We start from the raw sequence: 19,049 nt of genomic DNA, 5'->3' as shown, positions 1-19,049 counted from the left end.
GCCTTTTGTTTATCTAAATGTCTAATAAGTTATATTAAATCGGATACCATACATGCGTGGTGGGTTGTACGAGTTAAATTGATAGCCGCCTTGTGCACCTTGCCCCATCCAGTTTTTAACTACTTCATCAGTTAAGTTAGTGCCATATAATTCGACATACCAGTTCTCATCAATGGGGCTAAACTTAAGGGAAGCATTTACGTTGTAATAGTCATCCTGATAGTCTCCAATGACTTCATTATCTAAGTTGCGTGGAGTGAAATACATGCGGTCTTGCCAGCGTAAACCTAGCCAAGGGACTAATTGATAACCATTGTCCATTTCAAAATAATGAGAATAATTTAATCCCCAAGAGTGCTCAGGAGAACCTGGTAGCTGATTACCGGTTACATCATAGAGTGCGCGACCACTTAGCTCTGGCTGTGATGGGTCAATGAATATAGGAGCACAAGGCTCCGCTTCATTTGCTTCACGGTAGCCGCAAAACCAATCGTCATTATAAGTATCGTACTGGGTAATCTCTGTATCTAGCCATGCATAAAAACCGGTTAGGCGACCATTTTCCCATGGAATATAGTCAAATTCTAATTCAAGGCCCATAATATCAGCGTCACCAATATTCTCGGTTTTCCACGCATTGACTACATCACATGCTGGGTCCCAATCTGGGCAAGTACGTCCATCTTCAAGAATCTTTTGGCCAACGGCATGCATGTTTGTGTAATGCATATCGTTATATTGAGTGAAGAAAAACACCGAGGTTAAGTTAAGTTTCGAATCAAGTAATGATCCTTTATAACCAATCTCGTAGTTAGTGGTGGTCTCTTCGTCATAATCAAGAAAGCTGAATTGCTCAGTCGAACCATCAACACAAGTACCGCCACCACAGGTATCAAACTTATCACCAAAACCACCTGGACGATAACCGGTTGCGGCTGAAACAAATACCATTTGGCTGCGATTAATATCGTATTGTAAACCTAAGCGCCAGGTAGTGTGGCTCCAGTCTTTTTCATAGCTGTTAATAGTCGGGCCAGGGTAGGCACTTGCGCCAGCAAACGCACCCATACCAAAGGTTAAATCATTTCCATTATGTGCTTGTCCTGTACCAATTGGGTTTGTCGGTTCATGCAAGTCGTTGTAATACCAACCAGATGCATCCCAGTTACCATAGGTTTCGCCATTATTATCTGTTCGTTCGTCTTGCGAATAACGAATGCCTAAGGTTGCGGTTAGTTGCTGCGTCAGTTCGACATCTGCTTGCGCGAAAATTGCTTTGGAGTCAATTTCACGATTTGGTTGATTATAATACTGACCATAAGGCATGCCCCAAGGTGCCATTACAAGCATATCTTGAGCGAACTCAATGGCATTATCTTCTTTTAACCAAAACAATCCTGCAACGTACTGCCAGCGCTCAAACTTTTGCTTAATTTGTAATTCGTTAACAAAAGACTTGTACTCAGAATCAAGTGTGTAAGTCGCGCGATCATCAACCGGTTGCCTTCCCCAGTTACCCCATGGGTGAAGAATATCTACTTCCTCAATCAATGAATGGAAACCAGTATCGTCATCATGGTGTTGCTCACGTTGTTGATTAGCATAGGCAAAGCGGTGCTCTAGAGTGGTGTTGCTATTAATATCCCAAGCCACAATACTGCGTAATGTATCGATCGACATATCGAGTTTACCAGGAACGTTAATCAGTATGCTCTGATCCCAATGATCGGTGCCGCTATCACATGCATATACAGTATCTTTGGCGGCTTCGCAGTCTTTCATATTTACATGGCCTGCACCGTTATTTTGGTAGTGCTCAAAGCCGAGCGTCCAACTTAAATCGTTATTGATTTGCCACAGTGACGTTAAACGAATGCCCCATTGATCTGAGTTAGAATAGAAGTCTTCGGCGTCAACATCTTTATTGAGCCGCTGATCCACATCTGGCTGACCATCAGGCCCCTCCCAAACATAGTCACCCCAAACGCCGTTAGGGTGCGGTAGTTTTTGACCTCGGTCGGTATAGTCTGGTTTTTGATTAATATAACCATCACGTTTATCAATCATAACAGCTGCACGCACTGCAAAGTCTTCAGAAATACCGAGGTTATATACGCTGCGTAATTGCTTAGCATTGTAATTGCCAAGTTGTAATGTCGACCAGCCAAAGTCATCATCAAATACTGGCTTTGCAGGGATTACATTAATGACCCCCGCGGTTGAGTTGCGACCAAATAATGTTCCTTGCGCACCACGAAGCACCTCGACTTGTTCTAGGTCGAACATCAGGGCGAGTGAACCTTGCGGGCGCGGAGAATAAATTCCATCAATATGAATACCCACAGCAGGATCGCCAATTTCGGTAAAGTTATTTGATGTTACCCCGCGAATGGATGCTTTTACCCCAGAGTCACTATTAGATAATCCCAGTTGTAAATTAGGGATCATTCCGCTTAAGTCGCTTAGTTCTTTCACATTTTGTCGTACTAAAGATTCCGGTGACATCGCTGTTACTGATACCGGAGTTTGTTTTTGTTGCCGACACTGTAATAACTTCGATTCCGTCATCATCGCCTTGTTGTGTTTCATCGGTGGCAATAGCGCTCAATGGTAAGGTGCAAAGTGCAAGCGCTATGGCTTGGCTCAATTTTGAAGGTGTTGAGAATTGCATGATTATAGTCATCCATGTTAAGCCGTAAGTGCGACTACTTAACTGCAAATATGGGCTATTTATTATTGTTCTTTTGAGTGTGCAGTGATTATGGGTACAAAGTGATACTTTTGAAGCAAGTATTGATACTTTTCTATTGTAATTTTGAGTGGAATAGTGAAGGTTAAATTAGCTTAAATGTAACTTAAAAAGTACGTTAAAAGAATGCTTAATAACACCTTGCGTAGTTATTAAGCATCCAAGATTGAATCTGCTAAATTACTCGCTAACATAGCGAAGTAGGGCATTTATACCCACTTTTTCACGTGTTTGCTGGTCAACTTTTTTCACGATAATTGCTGCGTATAGACTGTGTGAGCCGTCTTTTGATGGCAGTGAGCCTGGTACAACAACTGCGCCAGCAGGTACGCGGCCGTAATGAGTTTCACCCGTTTCTCGGTCATAAATACGCGTGCTTTGGCTAATATATACACCCATTGAAATTACCGCGCCTTCTTCAACAACAACGCCTTCTACAATTTCAGAACGTGCGCCGATAAAACAGTTATCTTCGATAATGGTTGGGTTGGCTTGTAGCGGTTCTAGTACTCCACCAATGCCTACACCACCTGAAAGGTGAACGTTTTTACCAATTTGTGCACATGAGCCTACAGTTGCCCATGTATCAACCATAGTGCCTTCATCAACGTAAGCGCCAATGTTCACATAAGAAGGCATTAACACCACATTTTTACCTACGAAGCTACCTTGGCGTGCTACAGCGTTTGGCACCACGCGCATGCCTTCTTGCTTAAATTGCTCTGACGTATAGTCAGTAAATTTAAGTGGTACTTTGTCGTAAAACTGGTTAACACCATCACTCATTGGCGCGTTGTCACGAATACGAAATGACAATAACACCGCTTTTTTAAGCCATTGGTGTACAACCCATTCGCCAGAGATTTTTTCAGCCACACGTGCTTTACCAGAATCTAACAGTGCAAGGGATTCGTTAATAGCGTTAAAAACCTCATCAGAAACAGATGAAGGTGAAATATTGTCGCGATCTTCCCATGCTTGTTCGATGGTCAGTTTTAATTGTTCCATAGTGTGCCTTTAATCATTTTCGGAATTGAATTTTTCAAGAAGGCGAGTTTTTAAATCATCAGCTTCTTGTTCAGTTAATGCGTTGTAGTCAGCGTTAGATACCACAAAAAAGTCTTCCGCACGTTCACCTATGGTCGTGATACGTGCAGCATGAATATGTAACGCTAAACTAGAAAATACATCGGTTATTTTGGTTAATAAGCCTGGAATGTCAACTACTTGAATTTCCACAAGGGTTCTGTCCTTACGCCCATGTGGTGACACAATAACTCTTGGCTTGATATTAAAGCCTTTAAAGCGCTTTTTGCGATCTTTCTTAAGACGTAGCTTTTTATGAGGTTCATCAATGACTTGCTGAATTGACTTCTTGATAGAGCTAGCGCGACTTTGACTTGTTACAGGTTCACCGTTTTGCTCTAAAATAACAAAGTTATCAATTGCATAGCCATCTTTCGTATTCATAATTTGCGCGTGCAAAATATTGGCCTTTTTTGCCCCTAAGACGGCCACTAAACGGGCGACTAAATTTGCTTGATCAGGACAATATACAAATACTTGGCTACCACCATTGATTGGTTTACCTGAGAGCAACACAATGCCTTTACTTGGATCTTTGGCTGCTAAAATATGTTCACATTGCCATGCGATCATTTGTGACGTAAAACGTGTAAAGTAGTCAGGTTTAAAACGCAGCCATAAGGCATCTATTTGTTCTTCAGCAAAACCTAAATTAAGTAATCGTTGCTTAACTTGATCTTTTTTATCGCGAATTTGGTCTCGCAAGTCCATTGGGTTTTCAAGGCCACGACGCAGCGCACGTTGAGTATGTAAGTATAAGTCACGAAGCAGTGTACTTTTCCAATCGTTCCAAAGATTATCGTTGGTTGCTCGAATATCGGCAAGAGTTAAGCAATAGAGATAATCGAGTTGCTTTTCATTTTTTACCTTGGCGGCAAACTCAGCAATTACATCAGGATCATTAATATCTTTACGCTGCGCTGTAACTGACATCAACAAATGGTTTTCCACAAGCCACGCAATAAACTTTCCTTCAAAGGTCGTCAAGCCGTGTAATTTGGCAAATTCTCTAGCATCTACTGCGCCAAGCTCAGAGTGATCACCACCGCGACCTTTGGCAATATCATGAAAAATACCGGCTAAATACAATAGCTCAGGCTTTTCCATTCGAATGACAATTTCGCGACACAGTGGGAACGTATTTGCACACTCTGGCTGGAAGTAATGATATAGATTTTGGATTAAACGGTGAGTATGTTCATCCACGGTGTAGGCGTGAAATAGGTCAAACTGCATTTGTCCAACAATATTTCGCCAGTTCGGTAAATATGCAGATAAAATACCGTGCTTATGCATTAACGTAAAAGCGCGCCCCATTCCATTTGGGTGCGTAATTAGTTTAAGCAGCATGGTGCGGCACAGGGAATAATCCTGTAAATCACCAAGCAAACGACGCCTTACTTGGCGCAATAACCGTATCGTACTTGGATAAATATGAGTGATCTGTGGGTTATCTGCAATATGCCAAAACAGCTCAATAATTTTTTCTCGATGGAAAAATACTTGTGGATCTTTAACGCGAATCTGATGACCAATTTGCTCAAAATCGTTATTAATATCGCTAATTTTGTAATTTACATGGCCAGTTAAAATACTTTGTTCAAAGTACGATAGCAGCATTTGATTGAGTTCACGTACCCGTCCCATAATGCGAAACAAACGTTTCATCATTCGTTCTACTGCGGCGCGACCATCATCGCCAAACCCTAGTAAATTTGCTGCAATGGGTTGGTAGTCAAACAGTAAACGGTTTTCCATGCGCCCAGCAGCAAGGTGCAGTGCAAAGCGAATATTCCAAAGGTTAACAATACATTCGAGCAGCTCTTGGTGCTCTTCAAAGGTTAAATAACCATGTTCAACTAACTCTTCTAACGTCTCTGAACGAAAGTGCTTTTTGGCGACCCAGATAATGGTTTGTACATCGCGCAAACCGCCGGGGTTTTCTTTTAAATTTGGCTCTAAGTTATACGCTGTACCATGGCATTTTTTATGGCGCAGTTCTTGCTCATCACGTTTTGCAATAAAGAAAGCATCTGATTTCCAAGCAGAAGTTTCAATCAGTTTCTTTTGTAGCTTTTGATAGTTTTCGTGATCGCCACAAATAAGGCGAGATTCTAATAAACTTGTTGCGAAATTGACGTCTTGCTTTTTTTGTTCAATGGTCTGCTTTAAGGTGCGAACGCTGTGACCGATATCAAGGCGTAAGTCCCATAAAAATGTGACAAACTGAGCAATAATTTCTTGTGTTTCTTTGTTAGGTTCTTTGTTTACAAGCAGTAAAAAATCGATATCGGAAAATGGGTGCAATTCGCCGCGTCCATAACCGCCTATAGCAATTAAATCGCCATGTGATTGCAATTGATACTGATGATAGAGACGACTTAAAATCGCGTCGATTAACTGTGCTCGCGCTTTAACTAAACGTTCAACCGGCTGATGGGAAAATTGCTCTTCGAGCCACAGATAAAATTGTTCTAGAAGGTGTTTGTAATCATCGAGTTGCTCGCATTTAGCGAGCAACTGTGTAAATTTTTTTGTTATTGCCATTGATGGCCTTCTTATGCGCTATGTTCGATCACTCTCGGAAGCTCATCATCTGATCGTAGCGTAAGAATTTCAACTCCGTTTTTAGTCACAAGTAAGGTGTGTTCCCATTGTGCTGACAATGAGCGGTCTTTAGTTACAACTGTCCATTCGTCTTTAAGAAGCTTACATTGACGTTTTCCAACGTTCACCATTGGTTCAATTGTAAAGCACATGCCTTCTTGTAGTACCTCACCAGTACCAGGCTTGCCATAGTGCATTACTTGTGGCTCTTCGTGGAACTCCGCGCCAATACCGTGACCACAGTATTCACGTACGATAGAGTAGCTGAATCCTTCAGCATATTTTTGAATTGCCGAACCGATATCACCGAGGCGAACACCAGGTTTCACCATCTCAATCGCTAGGTATAAACTCTTTTGTGTGATTTCACATAAACGTTTTGCTTGAATTGATGGTTGACCAACGTAAAACATTTTTGAGGTATCACCGTGGTAACCATCTTTAATTACCGTGATATCGATATTAATGATATCGCCATCTTTTAATGGCTTGTCATTTGGAATACCGTGACAGATAACGTGGTTTACTGAGGTACAAATTGACTTTGGAAAACCGTGATAGTTTAGCGGTGCTGGAATAGCATCTTGCTCGTTTACGATATAATCGTGACAAATTTGATTAAGTTCATCAGTCGTTACGCCCACTTTCACGTGAGGTTCAATCATTTCTAATACTTCAGCTGCTAAGCGCCCAGAAACTCGCATTTTTTCAATTTCAGCTGGGGTTTTAATCACTGCACTCATTTAGGCTCCAAAATTCTTTAAATTATGGTCAAACACGACATCGATTTGCTTAGTTCGTTTGACTGAAAATCACTCATAAAATTTGAGTTCTGATTGTTAATATGGTATAAAGCGCGCCGTATTTTTACAATTAAAATTTAAATTTCCTCGGGATTTTTAAGTTGATTGTAGTGAATACACTTAAACTTTAATTTTTAACACACACACATATCGGCACATACACTTGGGTGCAGGGCGCTAAATTAAGCAAACTGTTGGTGCTATGGGATATGTGGAGGCCTAACCCAAAATTACAGAGGAATATTAAAATGGCAAACGTTTCTATGCGCGATATGCTACAAGCTGGCGTACACTTCGGTCACCAAGCTCGTTACTGGAACCCTAAGATGAAGCCGTTCATCTTCGGTGCACGTAACCGCGTACATATCATCAACCTAGAGAAAACTGTACCTTTATTCAACGAAGCAATGTCTTTCCTTAAAGGCGTAGCATCAAACAAAGGTAAAATCCTTTTCGTTGGTACTAAGCGCGCTGCAAGCGAAGCAGTTAAAGAAGCTGCACTACGTTCTGACCAGTTCTACGTAAACCACCGTTGGTTAGGTGGTATGCTAACTAACTGGAAAACAGTTCGTCAGTCAATCAAGCGTCTTAAAGACCTTGAAACTCAAAGCCAAGACGGTACTTTCGAAAAATTAACTAAGAAAGAAGCGTTAATGCTTACTCGTGAAATGGAAAAGCTTGAAAAGAGCCTTGGTGGTATCAAGAACATGGGCGGTCTTCCAGACGCTATCTTCGTTATCGACGCTGATCACGAGCACATTGCTATTAAAGAAGCAAACAACCTAGGCATCCCAGTTGTATCTGTTGTTGATACTAACTCAAACCCAGACGGTGTTGATTTCATCATCCCTGGTAACGACGATGCTATCCGTGCTATCCAGCTTTACACTAACGCTGTAGCAGACGTGGCTGTTGAAGGCCGTGAAAGCAACATCGCTGTTCAAGCTGAAAAAGACGATTTCGTAGAAGCTGAGTAATAGCGCTTATCAAGCTTTCATGAAAGTATCATAGGAAGCTTGATATTCTGATGATTAGGGGGAGCTTGCTCCCGCTTATTTTAAATAGATTTTGGATTTGAGGACATACTAATGGCTGTAACTGCTGCCCTAGTTAAAGAATTACGCGAGCGCACAGGCGCTGGCATGATGGATTGTAAAAAAGCACTAACTGAAACTAACGGTGACATCGATTTAGCGATCGAGAACATGCGTAAGAGCGGTGCTGCTAAAGCTGCTAAAAAAGCGGGTAACATCGCTGCTGAAGGTACAATCCTTATCAAACAAGGTGCTGGTTTCACTGCACTTCTAGAAGTTAACTGTCAAACAGACTTCGTTGCTAAAGACGAAAACTTCCTAGGTTTTGCTAACACTGTTCTTGATGCTGCTGCTGAAGCAAAAACTGACATCGAAACACTTAAAGCACAATTTGAAGAAACACGTGTTGCTCTAGTTGCTAAAATCGGTGAAAACATCAACGTTCGTCGCGTTGAGTACATCGATGGTGACAAAGTTGCTGCATACCGTCACGGCGACCGTATCGGTGTTGTTGTTACTGGTGAAGCTGACGAAGAAACACTTAAGCACGTTGCAATGCACGTTGCTGCTTCTAAGCCTGAGTTCCTAAACCCAGAAGACGTACCTGCTGAGGTTGTAGAGAAAGAAAAAGCGGTTCAAGTTGAAATCGCAATGAACGAAGGTAAGCCAGCAGAAATCGCTGAGAAGATGGTTGTTGGTCGTATGAAGAAGTTCACTGGTGAGATCTCTCTTACTGGTCAAGCGTTCATCATGGAACCTAAGAAATCAGTTGGTGAATTCCTTAAAGAGAAGGGTGCAACTATCTCTGGTTTCACTCGCCTAGAAGTAGGTGAAGGTATCGAGAAGAAAGAAGAAGACTTCGCTGCTGAAGTAGCTGCACAAATCGCAGCAGCAAAAGGCGAATAATCGACTTTTTTCACTTAGCAAAATGGCTTTTGCTTTTGCGCTAAGAGATAAAATTATTTAGAATAACCGCGCTATCATTAGCGCGGTTATTTTTTGCAACTTTTTCAGCCAGGACTACTATGAACACAAATCGTAAGCCAGTATTTAGACGAGTTTTATTGAAATTAAGCGGTGAAGCTCTAATGGGCCAAGAAGGCTTTGGTATCGACCCATCTATTCTTGACCGTATGGCACAAGAAATTAAAGAGCTTGTAGAGTTAGGCGTTGAAGTAGGTGTGGTAATCGGCGGTGGTAACTTCCTACGTGGTGGTACACTTGCTGAAAACGGCATGAATCGTGTTGTTGGCGACCATATGGGTATGCTTGCAACGGTGATGAACGGTTTAGCAATGCGCGACGCGCTGCATCGTGCATATGTTAATGCACGTTTGATGTCAGCAATTCCACTAAACGGTGTATGTGATGCTTATAATTGGGCAGAAGCGATTAGCTTACTGAAAACCGGCCGTGTTGTTATTTTCTCTGCAGGTACAGGTAACCCATTCTTTACAACAGACTCAGCAGCATGTTTACGTGGCATTGAAATTGAAGCTGACACAGTATTAAAAGCGACAAAAGTTGATGGTGTATACAGTGATGACCCGGTGAAAAACCCTGAGGCAACGCTTTATCCAACGCTCACTTACAATGAAGTAATCGAAAAAGAATTAAAGGTGATGGACCTAGCGGCATTTACCCTAGCTCGTGACCATAATATGCCAATCAGTGTATTTAATATGAATAAACCAGGAGCGTTAAAACGTGTTATCCTTGGTGAAGATGAAGGTACGCTGATTACACATAAATCAGCAGAATAAGCTATTAGTTAGGAAGATTAACGTGATTAAAGAAATCCAACAGCATGCTGCAGAACGTATGCAAAAGAGTGTTGACGCACTGGGCTCACAATTATCAAAAATTCGTACTGGCCGCGCACACCCAAGCCTTTTAGACGGTATTCAAGTATCTTACTATGGTGCTGACACACCACTTAACCAAGTGGGTAACGTGACAATTGAAGACAACCGTACACTTGCGATCACTGTGTTTGACAAAACACTTACGCAAGCTGTAGAAAAAGCAATTATGTCGTCAGATTTAGGCTTAAACCCAATGTCAGCGGGTACGGTTATTCGTGTACCATTACCTCCGCTTACTGAAGAACGTCGTAAAGATCTTATTAAGATTGTACGTGGTGAAGTTGAAGGTGGCCGTGTTGCAGTTCGTAACATTCGCCGTGACGCGAATTCAGACGTTAAAGCACTGTTAAAAGATAAAGAGATTTCAGAAGATGAAGCGCGTCAAAGTGACGACGAGGTTCAGAAGCTTACTGATAAATACATCAAAGAAATGGATGCTATTTTATCTGCTAAAGAAGCTGAATTAATGGAAATCTAAAACAATTTTTGAGCACTTTTGCGCTCAATCATTGAACAACTAAATTATTAGTTTTAAAGCGCCGTCTAGGGTATACTAGACGGCGCTTTTTACTTTAGGAAATGAGACTGAATGACAATCACCAAGGATGCTATTACTCAACAAAGCTTACCGCGTCATGTTGCCATAATTATGGATGGTAATGGGCGTTGGGCACAAGCAAAGGGTAAGCCTCGTGTGTTTGGTCATAAAAAGGGCGTTGAGTCAGTTAGAAATGCGGTGAAGTTCTGTCGCCAACTGAACATACAATCGTTAACGCTTTTTGCATTTAGCAGTGAAAACTGGCGCCGTCCCGAACAAGAAGTGACTACCTTAATGGAGCTCTTCATGTTTGTATTGACCAATGAAGTAAAAAAACTCGATAAAAATAATGTTAAGTTGAAGGTGATTGGTGATATTAGTCGTTTCTCTGACAAGCTTCAAAAAAGTGTGCTTAAAGCTGAACAATTAACCGAGAACAACACTGGCTTGACACTTAATATTGCAGCCAACTATGGTGGTCAGTGGGATATTGCACAAGCTGCAAAACAGCTAGCAAAACAAGTTGAAGCCGGTGACTTATCCGCTGATGATATTGATGAAAATGCACTATCACAGTACATTAGCATGCATGAACAAGCGCCACTTGATCTGCTGATTCGAACTGGAGGTGATTTACGCATAAGCAACTTTTTACTGTGGCAAGCGGCTTATGCTGAACTTTATTTTACTGATACACTTTGGCCAGATTTTAATGAACAAGCGTTTGCAGATGCAATCGCATGTTATGTTTCACGAGAGCGTCGCTTTGGTTGTACTGGCGAACAAATAAAAGAACTACTTGCTCAATCGTGATTTTAAAAGGGTAATTTGATTTGTTAATAAAACGTATTTTAACTTCTTTGGTGTTAGCGCCGGCAGCGCTTGCACTTGTATTTTTCACTCCTCTTGAGCTTTTTAGCCTAATTGCAGGTTTGATTGTGTTGCTCTCTGCTTGGGAGTGGTCAGCGTTTATGGGGCTTAAGAAGTTCGCTGCACGCATTAGCTATGTGGCAGGCACCGCAGTTATTTTATTTTTTGCGAACATGTTCTGGCCAATTGAAAGCTTGTGGCAAAATGGTAAATTAATTGGTTCAGCAAATTATGTCTTTACGTTAGCTGTTGCATGGTGGTTAGTCGCTTGTGCACTGGTATGGACTTACCCAAGAACAGCGAAAGCGTGGCACAGCGGTTTGATGATGCGTGCCATTGCGGGTTTATTAACGCTTCTTCCAATGTGGTTAGCACTTAATGTACTTCGCAGCAGCGAATACGCTACCAATGCAACACAAGGGTCGGTGCTAATTATGGTGGTGTTGGGTATTGTTTGGAGTGCTGATATCGGCGCTTACTTCTCAGGTAAGAATTTAGGTAAACACAAATTAATGCCGTTAGTCAGTCCAAATAAAACAATTGAAGGGCTTGTTGGTGGTTTAATTTGCTCTGGTGTTTTTGTGCTGGCTTTTTGTTATTTCACCAAAGTACCAACAGATAAGTGGTTTATTTACGCAGCAATGGCTGCGGTAGTCGCACTTTTCTCAGCTGTTGGCGATTTATTAGAGAGTATGTTTAAGCGCGAAGTTGGCTTAAAAGACAGTGGTTCATGCTTACCTGGCCACGGCGGTATTCTCGACAGAATTGATAGTTTAACCGCTGCTGCACCTCTTTTTGCCGCATTTTATGCTTGGACCTTGGTGGCATAATGCAACGTGTAACAATACTTGGTTCAACGGGATCTATCGGTACAAGCACACTTGATGTCATTGCACGAAATCCAGAGTTTTATCAAGTTTTTGCGCTTGTGGCGGGTAAAAACTGGCAGTTAATGGCCGAGCAATGCAAACAATTTTTACCGCAATATGCCGTCATGCAAGATGCAGAAGCTGCGCAGCAATTATCACAATTTGTAGCTCAACAGGGTTTACCAGTTACTGTGCTTAGTGGTGAACAAAGTGCATGTGATGTTGCTAGTGACGAGTCGGTAGACTCTGTTATGGCAGCTATTGTTGGAGCAGCTGGCTTGATGCCGACTCTTGCAGCGATTAAAGCAGGTAAACGCGTGTTACTCGCTAATAAAGAATCACTTGTGATGTCGGGCGAGTTGTTTATTAATGAAGTTAAACACTCTGGTGCAACGTTATTGCCTATCGATAGCGAACATAATGCAATATTTCAGGCGATGCCATCGAGTGTGCAAGAAAACTGTTTCAATGCAAATTTAGCTCAGCACGGTGTAAGCAAAATACTTTTAACGGGGTCGGGTGGACCTTTCAGAACACGCGATTTAAATACCTTTGCCAATATTTCAGTAGATGAAGCGGTAGCCCATCCTAATTGGGATATGGGTAAAAAGATTTCAGTAGATTCAGCCACTATGATGAATAAAGGCTTAGAGTTTATTGAAGCAAAATGGTTATTCAACGCAAAGCCTGACGATATTCAGGTAGTAATACACCCGCAGAGTATTATTCACTCAATGGTGCAATACACTGATGGCTCAGTATTGGCGCAAATGGGTAATCCTGATATGCGTACGCCAATTGCCCACGCTTTAGCTTATCCAAAACGAATTGACGCGGGTGTTGCGCCACTCGATTTTACGCAAATGGTCGATTTTAGTTTTATTGCACCTGATTTTGAACGTTATCCAAATTTAAAGTTAGCTATCGACGCATGTAGTGAAGGTCAATATGCGACTACTGCGATAAATGCAGCTAACGAACAGTCTGTAGCTGCATTTCTTGAAAATAAGATTAGCTTTTTAGATATTTACCGCATTAACTCCCAGGTACTCAACGAGATTGCTAAGCAACACAAACACCTGCCAATAAATAACTTAGATGAGATTTTACAGCTGGATAGTGAAGCTCGTGCGCTGGCAAATAACATGATTACAGGGAGTGGTTAGTGGAATTTTTGTGGAACCTACTGTCTTTCGTATTAGTGATTGGCATTATTGTTGTGGTGCACGAATATGGGCACTTTTGGGTAGCGAGACGCTGTGGCGTTAAAGTTATTCGTTTTTCTATCGGCTTTGGTAAACCCCTTTTTAAGTGGTATGACAAGCTCGGCACCGAGTATGTTGTTGCTGCAATTCCGCTAGGTGGTTACGTAAAAATGCTCGATGAGCGAGTGGAAGATGTTTCACCTTCTGAGCGCGCCGCAGCTTTTAACAATAAATCTGTATACCAACGTATCGCAGTTGTTGCAGCTGGTCCAATGGCAAATTTTGTGTTTGCCATTGTTGTTTCTGCCATTATGTATATGGTGGGTGTGCGTTCATTATTACCTGTGATAGGTGAAGTGGTGCCTGGCAGCTTAGCGGAGCAAGCTCGGCTGCAAGCAGGGCAGCAAATTACAGCTATAAACGATAAAGAAGTTTACGGATGGCGTGAAACCTTGTTGATGCTAATGGAAAACATTGGCGAGCAACAAGTTCGTATTAGTGTTAAAGACGATGATTTAGGCTATCAACAAACCTACCTCAACCTATCAGACTGGCAATTAAAAGATGATGGTAATCCAATTGTAGATATTGGTATCAAACCATTTAGACCATCAGAAACTATGCGCCTCGGTCATGTACAAAAGGGCAGTCCCGCAGCATATGCTGGACTTCAAGTTGAAGACAAAATTCATCTTGTTGATGGTGACCAAGTGACTTCTTGGCAAAGTTTTGTAAGCAGAATTCAACGCTCGCCAAATAGACCATTATTACTTACTATTAGCCGCGGTGAAGAAAAGCTCAATATTGAAGTTACGCCGGGCAGCAAAAAAAATGAGCAAGGGCTTAATCAAGGCTACTTAGGTGTGATACCCTTTGTTGAAAATTGGCCATCGTGGATGATTTCGACACAACAATACGGTGTCTTTGATGCAATTGTTTTGGGTGTTGATAAAACAATTCAATTAATAAAAGTAAGTTTTGCAACAGTAGTAAATTTGATAACAGGACAAGTTTCTGTTGCTAACTTAAGTGGTCCGGTAGGGGTGGCAATCGGCGCCGGAGCCAGCACCAGTAGTGGCATCATGCCATTATTGGAATTCTTAGTATTTGTTAGTGTGAGCATTGGTTTTTTCAATTTGTTACCGCTGCCAATTTTAGATGGCGGCCATTTAATGTATTACATCATTGAACTTATCAGAAAAAAGCCAGTCTCTGAAAAGACACAAGAATTAGGTTTTAGGATTGGTGCGCTAATCCTTATATTGTTAACTTGCCTTGCGCTGTTTAACGATTTTACGCGGTTATAAAGGAAATCAAATAATAACATGGCTATAAGAAAACAATTGGCTGTAATAAGTTTATTGGGAGCAAGCTTTGCAGCTCTCGGCCAACAAGACTCCTTTATTGTAGAAGATTTAAGAGTTGAAGGATTGCAACGTGTTGCACTAGGTGCTGCATTAACACACATTCCTATTAACATTGGTGATAACCTCGACAGTTACACAATTTCAAAAACGATTAAAGCTCTCTATGGTTCGGGCCATTTTGATAACATCAAAGTGGTACGTGATGGTGATACGGTTATTTTCCAAGTGACGGAAAGGCCAACCATTAGCATAATCGAATTTGAAGGCAACAAAGATATTAAAGACGAGCAACTAAACGAAAGTTTAGAAGGGCAAGGTATCCGTAAAGGTGAGCCGCTCGATATGGTTGTTGTCGATGGTTTAGAAAAAGGGCTAATCGAGTTTTTCCACGGCATTGGTAAATACAATGCAGCGATTGATGTTTCAGTTACACGCTTACCGCGTAACCGAGTAAAGCTGAAGCTTGAATTTAAAGAAGGTGAGGCAGCTTCAATTCGTCAAATCAACATTGTTGGTAACGAATTATTCTCTGATGAAGAGCTGTTAGCACTTGCTGAATCACGTCAAGATTTGCCTTGGTATATGTTTATGTCAAACGACAGATACCAAAAGCAAACGGTACAAGGAGATTTAGAGAAAGTACGTAGTTACTACCTTGACCGTGGTTACCTTAAATTTAATATAGATTCTACCCAGGTATCAGTAAGTCCAGATAAAGAATCTGTATACGTAACTGTGAACGTTACCGAAGGTGAGCAGTTTACTGTTAAAGAATTTGATTTTATGGGTGACTTGCTTGGTCGTGAAGAGCTTATTCGCGCGGTTATTCCACTTAAAACGGGCAAGTTATACAACGGTTCTGTTGTAACAGCGTCTGAAGAGTTTATTAAAAACTACTTAGCTCGCTTTGGTTATGCTAATGCTGAAGTGCGCACGATTCCAGATATTGACGAAGAAAACAAAGAAGTAAAACTAACGCTATCGGTTGACCCTGGTAAACGTATTTACGTTCGTCGTATTAACATCGGTGGTAATGAGATCACTTCTGATGAAGTAATTCGTCGTGAAGTAACTCAGCTTGAAGGTGCATGGCTTTCGAACAGCACGCTTGAACGCTCTAAGTTACAAATTCAACGTTTAATGTATATGGAAAACGTTGAATTTGAAGTGTCGCCTGTACCGGGTAAAGATGATCAAGTAGATGTGGATTTCACTGTAAAAGAGCAATCAGCGGGTAGCTTTAATGCCGGTCTTGCTTATGGCTCGTATAACAAACTGCAGTTTAATATTGGTATTAGTGAGTCTAACTTCTTAGGTACTGGTGACCAAGTTGCGTTTAATATCAGTACAGCAACAGGTTCACAGAATGTGAGCTTATCGCATACTGACCCATACTTTACAAAAGACGGTATTAGCTTAGGTAACTCGGTATTCTTCCAGAACTTTGATGCAAGTAAGTACAGCTTAATTGACTACAAGAGTAAAAAATATGGTGTTGGCTCAAGCTTAGGTATTCCGGTTAATGCAAATAACCGAATAAATTTTGGTGCAACGGTTTCAAAAGAATACTTATCAGAACTTTCAGAGTACGAACAAACACGTATTATGCGTGAGACGTTCTTAGACCCTGAGAATCCAGATGCGGGTTTTGAATTCTTAAAGCTTGAATTAAGTGCAGGTTGGTCACGTGTAACGCTTAACCGTGGTATGTTCCCAACAGCGGGTTCGAAACAAAGCTTAACACTTAAAGCAACAACACCTAATTCGGATCTGAATTACTTTAAAGTTAATTATGATTCACGTTTCTACTGGCCATTGAGCACAAATCATAAGTGGGCATTTTCTGCTAAAGCCGCGCTTGGTTATGGTAATGGTTACGGCGAAACTAATGGCTATGACCAAATTCTTCCGGTACAAGAGTTCTTCCGTATTTCAGAAATGGATTTACGCGGTTTTGAGCGAAATACTATTTTACCACGCGCAATCGTTGTAGGGCCTACATGGCTTCCAGGCACACCAGGTGGTGATGGTTCACAAGGTCAAATTGGTAGTGATCCTAAGTTTGATAATGTTGAACCGTATGGTCGTATTGGTGGTAACGTAAAGGCTGTTGCTGGACTTGAAATGATTGTACCAACACCATTTTTAGACGATGAGAACAGTAGTTCTGTTCGTACTAGTTTATTTGTTGATGCGGCGAACGTATGGGATACTGAGTTCGATGTAGATCGTTACGCTAACCTAACGCCAGATGAACAAGCATTACTTGAAGATTACTCGGATCCAAGTCGTTTCCGTGTTTCAACAGGTTTATCAATTCAGTGGATTTCGCCAATGGGCCCTATGGTAATTAGTTTTGCCTATCCACTTAAGAAAGAAGAAGATGATAAAACTAAGGGTATTAGTTTTAACATAAGTAACACATTCTAAAAGGAATAAATTCGTGAATAAAATGATTAAAACAAGCGCCATGACTTTGTTAGCTACTTTTCTAATGGGTGCTTCAGCAAGCTCTTTTGCTCACAAAGTAGCGATTGTAAATGTACAGCAAGTATTTTCTGGTGCTCCTCAAGCGGCTGCAATTAAAGCAACGCTAGAGTCTGAGTTCCGTGAGCGCAGACAAGAGCTTGAAAAACTGCAAGGCGACATTCGTTTTGAAGTTGAAAAATACCAGCGTGAAAACGCGACGATGAGCAAAGCACAAAAAGAAGCGCATCAAAAGAAAATTCAAGAGTTACAAAAAGCATTACAAGAGAAAGGTCAGCCTTTACAACAAGAAATGCAAATGCGCCAAGCGCAAGAAACTAAAAAACTTGAGTCAATTATTTTCCAAGCAATTGAAGCAGAAGCTAAAGCAGGTAAATATGACGAAGTTAAACCTGCTGCAGCAAGTCTTTATGTAAACGAGAAAAAAGTAGATAATATCACTGATAAAGTTGCAGAGCGTGTAGCAAAGGCTAACTAATAAAATTTATGAAATTACAGCAAATTGCTGAGATTTTAAATGCTGAGCTGGTCGGTGATGACTCGCTCAGCATTTCTCGTATAGCAACCCTAGAAAATGCAAAAGGCGATGAAATTAGTTTTCTTGCCAATAAAAAATACCGCGCACAATTAGCATCTACTAATGCAGGTGCTGTCATTTTGTCAGCGAAAGATGCTGAACATTTTTCGGGTAACAAAATCATTGTTGCAAATCCCTATTTAGCTTATGCCTTATTGGCGCAAGCAATGGATACAACGCCATCTCCTGCAAGCGATATTCATGCGACAGCGGTCGTAGATGCTACAGCAAAAATCGGCAATAACGTGACAATTGGTGCAAATGCAGTGATTGAAGCGGGTGTAGAAATTGCCGAAGGCTCATCAATTGGTGCTGGTAGCTTTCTTGGTAAGGGTGCTAAAATAGGTGCCAACACAAAGATTTGGGCTAATGTAACGATTTATCATCAAGTTGAGATTGGTGAATCTTGCTTAGTACATGCCAATACTGTAATTGGCGCTGATGGTTTTGGTTATGCAAATGAACAAGGTCAGTGGGTTAAAATCCCACAGTTGGGTTCGGTAATTATTGGCGATAAAGTTGAAATTGGTGCAAGCACCACAATCGACCGTGGCGCAATTGATAATACTATTATCGAACGTAATGTGATCATTGATAACCAAGTACAAATTGCCCATAACGTAATTGTTAAAGAGGGAACTGCTATTGCGGGGTGTACTGTGATTGCAGGAAGTACCACGATTGGCAAATACTGCCAAATAGGTGGTTTGTCGGGTATTGCAGGGCATATTGAAATTGTCGACGGTGTTGTGTTAACGGGTATGTCAATGGTGATTAGTGGCATTGATAAGCCTGGCGTTTACTCTTCAGGCGTGCCGCACAGTGAGAATAAAGACTGGCGTCGCAATATGGCTCAGCTTCGTCAACTATCGGCAATTAATAAGCGATTAAAGGCAGTTGAAAAATCACTGCCGGAGCGTGATGAATAACCTTCGTCATGTGTTATTGATCGTTTCAGTGTAAAGCTGAGACGAGGATATAAGTTAGGTTAA

Annotated in this window: 15 protein-coding genes; 11 read left to right on the top strand and 4 right to left on the bottom strand. The window is 41.3% G+C overall.

Annotation, left to right across the window (positions count from 1 at the left end; genetic code table 11):
* Positions 1–21 precede the first annotated feature (21 nt).
* The 4 genes from ON073_RS10340 to map all read right to left on the bottom strand — a co-directional run bounded on the left by ON073_RS10340 (position 22) and on the right by map (position 7,185).
* Positions 22–2,589: a TonB-dependent receptor gene (locus tag ON073_RS10340; RefSeq protein ID WP_274761813.1), complete on the bottom strand. Its 2,568-nt coding sequence runs from the start codon at positions 2,587–2,589 to the stop codon at positions 22–24.
* A 340-nt stretch (positions 2,590–2,929) separates the two neighbouring features.
* The gene (dapD, locus tag ON073_RS10335; protein ID WP_274761812.1) at positions 2,930–3,757 is read right to left on the bottom strand and encodes a 2,3,4,5-tetrahydropyridine-2,6-dicarboxylate N-succinyltransferase; all 828 of its coding nucleotides are present in this window, start codon (positions 3,755–3,757) and stop codon (positions 2,930–2,932) included.
* 9 nt (positions 3,758–3,766) lie between these two features.
* Positions 3,767–6,382 carry a [protein-PII] uridylyltransferase gene (gene glnD, locus ON073_RS10330; RefSeq protein WP_274761811.1) on the bottom strand — a complete coding sequence of 872 codons (2,616 nt, stop codon included), beginning with the start codon at positions 6,380–6,382 and terminating at the stop codon, positions 3,767–3,769.
* Between the two features lie 11 nt (positions 6,383–6,393).
* Positions 6,394–7,185 carry a type I methionyl aminopeptidase gene (gene map / locus ON073_RS10325; RefSeq protein ID WP_274761810.1) on the bottom strand — a complete coding sequence of 264 codons (792 nt, stop codon included), beginning with the start codon at positions 7,183–7,185 and terminating at the stop codon, positions 6,394–6,396.
* A gap of 308 nt (positions 7,186–7,493) precedes the next feature.
* On the opposite strand from map, the gene rpsB reads away from it, so the two are divergent.
* From rpsB to lpxD, 11 genes are all read left to right on the top strand, one after another.
* Entirely contained in the window at positions 7,494–8,222 is a 729-nt protein-coding gene (gene rpsB / locus ON073_RS10320; RefSeq protein ID WP_010559692.1) for a 30S ribosomal protein S2, read from the top strand.
* A 111-nt stretch (positions 8,223–8,333) separates the two neighbouring features.
* Positions 8,334–9,185, top strand: coding sequence for a translation elongation factor Ts (tsf, locus tag ON073_RS10315; RefSeq protein WP_274761809.1), 852 nt, complete (start codon positions 8,334–8,336; stop codon positions 9,183–9,185).
* 119 nt (positions 9,186–9,304) lie between these two features.
* Complete coding sequence (pyrH, locus tag ON073_RS10310; protein ID WP_010559694.1) at positions 9,305–10,042, top strand: UMP kinase; 738 nt, start codon at positions 9,305–9,307, stop codon at positions 10,040–10,042.
* A gap of 22 nt (positions 10,043–10,064) precedes the next feature.
* Positions 10,065–10,622 carry a ribosome recycling factor gene (frr, locus tag ON073_RS10305; RefSeq protein WP_274761808.1) on the top strand — a complete coding sequence of 186 codons (558 nt, stop codon included), beginning with the start codon at positions 10,065–10,067 and terminating at the stop codon, positions 10,620–10,622.
* 111 nt (positions 10,623–10,733) lie between these two features.
* Positions 10,734–11,495: a polyprenyl diphosphate synthase gene (gene uppS, locus ON073_RS10300; RefSeq protein ID WP_274761807.1), complete on the top strand. Its 762-nt coding sequence runs from the start codon at positions 10,734–10,736 to the stop codon at positions 11,493–11,495.
* 20 nt (positions 11,496–11,515) lie between these two features.
* A complete protein-coding gene (locus ON073_RS10295; RefSeq protein WP_274761806.1) occupies positions 11,516–12,382 on the top strand; it encodes a phosphatidate cytidylyltransferase in 867 nt (288 codons plus the stop codon).
* The gene (ispC, locus tag ON073_RS10290) at positions 12,382–13,587 is read left to right on the top strand and encodes a 1-deoxy-D-xylulose-5-phosphate reductoisomerase (RefSeq protein ID WP_274761805.1); all 1,206 of its coding nucleotides are present in this window, start codon (positions 12,382–12,384) and stop codon (positions 13,585–13,587) included. Before ON073_RS10295 ends, ispC begins: the two co-directional genes overlap by 1 nt.
* Entirely contained in the window at positions 13,587–14,933 is a 1,347-nt protein-coding gene (gene rseP / locus ON073_RS10285) for a sigma E protease regulator RseP (RefSeq protein ID WP_274761804.1), read from the top strand. Before ispC ends, rseP begins: the two co-directional genes overlap by 1 nt.
* Positions 14,934–14,951: 18 nt before the next feature.
* Complete coding sequence (gene bamA, locus ON073_RS10280) at positions 14,952–17,423, top strand: outer membrane protein assembly factor BamA (RefSeq protein ID WP_274761803.1); 2,472 nt, start codon at positions 14,952–14,954, stop codon at positions 17,421–17,423.
* Positions 17,424–17,436: 13 nt separating this feature from the next.
* Positions 17,437–17,958, top strand: coding sequence for an OmpH family outer membrane protein (locus ON073_RS10275; protein ID WP_274761802.1), 522 nt, complete (start codon positions 17,437–17,439; stop codon positions 17,956–17,958).
* A complete protein-coding gene (gene lpxD, locus ON073_RS10270; protein ID WP_446728525.1) occupies positions 17,958–18,986 on the top strand; it encodes a UDP-3-O-(3-hydroxymyristoyl)glucosamine N-acyltransferase in 1,029 nt (342 codons plus the stop codon). The genes ON073_RS10275 and lpxD overlap by 1 nt, the downstream gene beginning before the upstream one ends.
* Positions 18,987–19,049 lie beyond the last annotated feature (63 nt).

This window comes from Pseudoalteromonas sp. G4 (assembly GCF_028875915.1).
Classification (GTDB): domain Bacteria; phylum Pseudomonadota; class Gammaproteobacteria; order Enterobacterales; family Alteromonadaceae; genus Pseudoalteromonas.
The sequence above is the reverse complement of the archived record's forward strand: the minus strand, read 5'-3'. Positions and strand labels throughout refer to the sequence as shown.